At 47.9% G+C, this 3832-nt stretch carries 5 protein-coding genes and 1 tRNA gene; 5 read left to right on the forward strand and 1 reads right to left on the reverse strand.

Translation table 11 applies throughout. The features are described 5' to 3' along the window. Nucleotides 1–150 precede the first annotated feature (150 nt). The 3 genes from WCO51_10830 to amrA are packed head-to-tail and all read left to right on the forward strand — an operon-like array spanning nt 151 to nt 1752. A complete protein-coding gene (locus WCO51_10830; protein ID MEI6513749.1) occupies nt 151–579 on the forward strand; it encodes an OsmC family protein in 429 nt (142 codons plus the stop codon). Nucleotides 580–613: 34 nt separating this feature from the next. Beyond that, nucleotides 614–1219, forward strand: a complete 606-nt coding sequence (gene plsY, locus WCO51_10835; GenBank protein MEI6513750.1) for a glycerol-3-phosphate 1-O-acyltransferase PlsY — start codon at nt 614–616, stop codon at nt 1217–1219. Then, entirely contained in the window at nt 1219–1752 is a 534-nt protein-coding gene (amrA, locus tag WCO51_10840; protein MEI6513751.1) for an AmmeMemoRadiSam system protein A, read from the forward strand. The genes plsY and amrA overlap by 1 nt, the downstream gene beginning before the upstream one ends. A 6-nt stretch (nt 1753–1758) precedes the next feature. Here the strand turns inward: amrA and WCO51_10845 are convergent, their stop codons facing one another. After that, complete coding sequence (locus WCO51_10845) at nt 1759–2184, reverse strand: OsmC family protein (GenBank protein MEI6513752.1); 426 nt, start codon at nt 2182–2184, stop codon at nt 1759–1761. Nucleotides 2185–2330: 146 nt separating this feature from the next. On the opposite strand from WCO51_10845, the gene WCO51_10850 reads away from it, so the two are divergent. Both WCO51_10850 and WCO51_10855 read left to right on the forward strand, forming a co-directional pair. Continuing rightward, a tRNA-His gene (locus WCO51_10850) sits at nt 2331–2403 on the forward strand. Nucleotides 2404–2616: 213 nt separating this feature from the next. Continuing rightward, nucleotides 2617–3735, forward strand: coding sequence for a hypothetical protein (locus WCO51_10855; protein MEI6513753.1), 1119 nt, complete (start codon nt 2617–2619; stop codon nt 3733–3735). The last annotated feature ends 97 nt before the right edge of the window (nt 3736–3832 follow it).

The following is a 3832-nucleotide window of genomic DNA, read 5'->3' on the forward strand; positions in this document are numbered from 1 at the left end:
AGATGGGGGTTCTGGGCTGGCGCTAAGCCCTTATACAATTTCAACAGTATCTATTTGCGTCTAAACGTCCATTTGAATTGAAAGATTCGGCTTAAGTGTTTTATGTGAATTAGGTAAAATGGTGCTGATGCTAAGGCTAAGGAGAATGTTATGGCGCAGACTAATGGGATTGTTCGGATGGAGATTGCTTATCAGGGGGAGCTGAGGTGTCAGGCTACTCATGGGCCTTCGGGGCAGATGATATGTACTGATGCCCCAGTGGATAACAACGGGAAGGGCGAATCGTTTTCGCCGACTGATTTAGTGGCGACTGCTCTGGGAGCCTGTATGCTCACGATTATGGGCATCGTTGCTGAGCGAAACCAGGTCGATCTGAGCGGTTCGAATGTTGTTGTTACAAAAGAGATGACCAAAACAGGCATTCGGCGTATCGAGAGGTTGGGAGTTACTATCACTATTCCGCATGATATTCCCCAGGGCGTGCAAATGGCGCTTACAAGCGCTGCCGAAGTATGTCCCGTCTTTAAGAGCCTCAATCCTGAAATCGATGTAAACATCACTTTCTTCTGGGGTAAATAAAGGCTTCGTATCGGGCGTGTAAGGGAGTAACAGCGTGGATTTGGTTCCGAAATTTATAATCATATTCGCCTCCTATCTATTAGGCTCAATCCCATTTGGCCTGCTAATCGCCAAACGGCTTCGCGGCATCGATATTCGGCTTGAGGGCAGTGGCAATATCGGCGCAACGAATGTTTATCGTGTCGTAGGTCCGGCAGCAGGGCTTGCCGTCTTCACACTCGATCTCCTGAAGGGCGCAGTCCCATGTTGGGTGATGCTGATGGTCAACCCTGATAAGACTTGGGCAATGGTTGCCGGTCTTGCCGCAATTATAGGGCATCGCCTTTCGGTGTTTTTAAAGTTTAAAGGAGGTAAAAGCGTCGCTACCAGTTTTGGCATTCTAATTGGTATTGCTCCTGAAGTTGGGGGTATTGCAATTGGGATTTTCGTGGTAGTAGTTGCGCTGACGCGAAAGGTTTCATTAGGTTCGATTATCGGCGCGGCTTCTGTGCCGGTATTCTTGGTCCTGTTTCATTATCCCACTCCTGTAATCGGTTTGATATCGTTAGCAGTTCTGCTTATAATCTTCCGCCATCTAGGCAATATAAAGCGGCTTTTGAACGGCACCGAACCGAGTTTTGGAGTTAAAAAGGATAAATAGTGTTTGAACAAACCTGTTTGGTAATCGCCCGCAAATCGGTGGAGCAGTATATTAGTTCTAATACCTATTATGTTCCTGATTTAGGGGAGATGCCGGAGGAGTTGCTTAAACCCGCCGGTGTTTTTGTGACGCTCTATTTCAAGGGTGAATTAAGAGGCTGCGTTGGCACCATCAACCCTACCCGTGATTGCGCTGCCGAAGAGATCGCCCAAAATGCCGTATGGGCGGCCACTCGCGACAATCGGTTTATGCAGGTCTGCGAAGAAGAATTGCCTCACTTAAGCTATTCAGTCTATCTCTTAGAGAAACCCGAGCTTATTTCCGAAATTAGCGAGCTTGACCCTTCAGTATACGGAGTAGTCGTAGAAAATCAAGGCCGACGCGGCGTCTTGTTGCCGGGAATAGATGGGGTAAGCGATGCCCAAATGCAAGTAGCCATCGCCAAACAAAAGGCCGGAATAGCCCCAAATGAACCGGTAGCTCTGTACCGCTTCGAGGTATTAAAGTTTAACGAACCACCCTCGCCTGAATAACTAAATCTACTCAGCTTCCTCGATACGGAAATCGCTTGTCAACTCAACTTTTGGTCGAAGGGTTGCCCCGACTGAACAGTATTTATCATCCGATAACTCAATCGCTTGCTTGAGGGCATTAGGATCGATATTGCGGCCGGTAACGATATGGGTGACTTTGGCGCATTCCAAAGGGTGGGGATAGTCGCCTTCTTTCCACTGGTAAGTCACTTCGAGCCGATAAGCAGTAAAGTCTTGTCGCTTCTTTCGGAGGATGCCAATGACATCCATCGCTGTGCAAGTTCCTAACGCAACCGCAATAAGTTCACTTGGCCGAGGACCCGCCTCTTCTCCCCCTGATTCAGGATAGGCATCCACCACAATGCTTTGTCCTGACGGAGGTACAGCTTCAAATTTCATCCCGCCAATCCATTTTATATTAGTCTGATCCATAATCCCTCCCAAAGAATATACATCTTATTTGTACCCTATGTTTAAGTTTCAATGTGCAGAGGAGGCAGGCAAGGCAAATATTAGTGCTGAAAGCGGTTGACCCTCCCCCCTCATTTGGGTATAATCACACCGCTTAAAGCATCATGGCGGTTGTAGCTCAGTGGTTAGAGCGCCTGACTGTGGCTCAGGAGGCCGGGGGTTCAAATCTCCTCATCCGCCCTTCACTTTTGAACCTAAAAAGCCCTCTCGGGATTATCGAGAGGGCTTTTGTTTTGGTCAAATATACAAGTGCGTATACCAACGCGGGTGAAAACTTAGGCTATGTTAAACTGCTATATCAGCCAAAATTTTCGAACAGAGCAGGATATTGGTCACCTCATGTAGAATATTGGTATAAATAAAGGCAATCCTGATAGTTAAAGGAGTGATCACATGAAAGTATATCTATACCGCAGCATTCCGATAACACTCGCTATCGGAATGGCAATGCTTTTCCTAATCGCTTTTCCTCTGTTTGCAGGCACACTGCCTAACTCAGTGCAGTTCAAGGTAGATAAGTGCATCGAAGCGTTGAACGAGGCAGAGACGGAACTGAATGCAAGAAACCCACATATGGCCAGGGAACCATTACGTGTGGCTAAAGAGAGACTTAATTCCATAAAGGAATACCAGAGTGAATCTTGGGATCATCTGGATGTGGTAGCGGTTCGGAATCGGTATGATGCCCTTGAAACGCGGTACAACGATGCACAAAATAAAGAGGCCGCATCTGCCGGTACGGCTGAGGAGCAGTTGAAGCGACTGGAGAAATTCCGTCAGTTCAGCCCCGAAGCCACTTATCCTGAGGATTTAGTCGCCAGTCAATCCACATATAGGGCGGCTAAGGCGCTTGTTGAAGAGATTCTAGCGGCGGGCGCCGATGTGCAGTTGCAAGGTTACAGCGACTACTCTATGACGAAGTTGAATGTCGAAGTCTGGGAACGCAATCGCGATCAAGTGATCCAGAACTTTATTGGTACCGCCAAAGAATATACTCAGAAGAATACAAGTCGAGAACAGGACTGGCTAGATAGGGTAGATCAGCGGCTTCTGGACTTGGCGAAGCTCATGCCCGCGAACGATCCCAAACTTGTTGAAGCCCAGAGTACCGCCGATAAGATGCGAAAATTCATTCGGCAGGAGCAACTTGAAAAAGCTGCAAAAGTTTTCATGAGTTCTGAGAAGTTTAAGGGCAAGGGCGGTGACTCGCTGCGAGAGTTGGCAAGGAAAGCCGTTATGTCCAAGTTTCCTGAGGCTAATATCCTCAAGATCAAGCTTATCAACTCCGCATGGGGCGCACCGGAGGGCGGCGCTCAGTGGACTGATAACACTTACACAGCGGTCGAGGTGAGGACGACTTCCTACTTTGCAGTAGAAGTTGCCTCGAAGCAGGGTGAGGATGTGTTTTTGCATAGAGTGTATCTATACAAGTCGAAAGTAAACGGCGCGATGCAAGCTGCAAAATCCTACGTCGTCGGATCGCAGATGATGCTGGAAAAGAATGTGAGATAGGAACTTGTAATATCTCCTCTTTTCATATCTACAAAGCCCCTACTGGCGATCGGAAGGGGCTTTTGTTGATTTAAGCTCAGGGGCGGGCGTATAATGG

The sequence above is a fragment of the bacterium genome, from assembly GCA_037131655.1.
Taxonomy (GTDB): domain Bacteria; phylum Armatimonadota; class Fimbriimonadia; order Fimbriimonadales; family JBAXQP01; genus JBAXQP01.

What these genes read in the sequence shown, in the direction of transcription:
- WCO51_10845 (MEI6513752.1), bottom strand. Translation starts at nt 2,184, where the DNA reads ATGGATCAGACTAATATAAAATGGATTGGCGGGATGAAATTTGAAGCT.
- WCO51_10855 (MEI6513753.1), top strand. Translation starts at nt 2,617, where the DNA reads ATGAAAGTATATCTATACCGCAGCATTCCGATAACACTCGCTATCGGA.
- WCO51_10830 (MEI6513749.1), top strand. Translation starts at nt 151, where the DNA reads ATGGCGCAGACTAATGGGATTGTTCGGATGGAGATTGCTTATCAGGGG.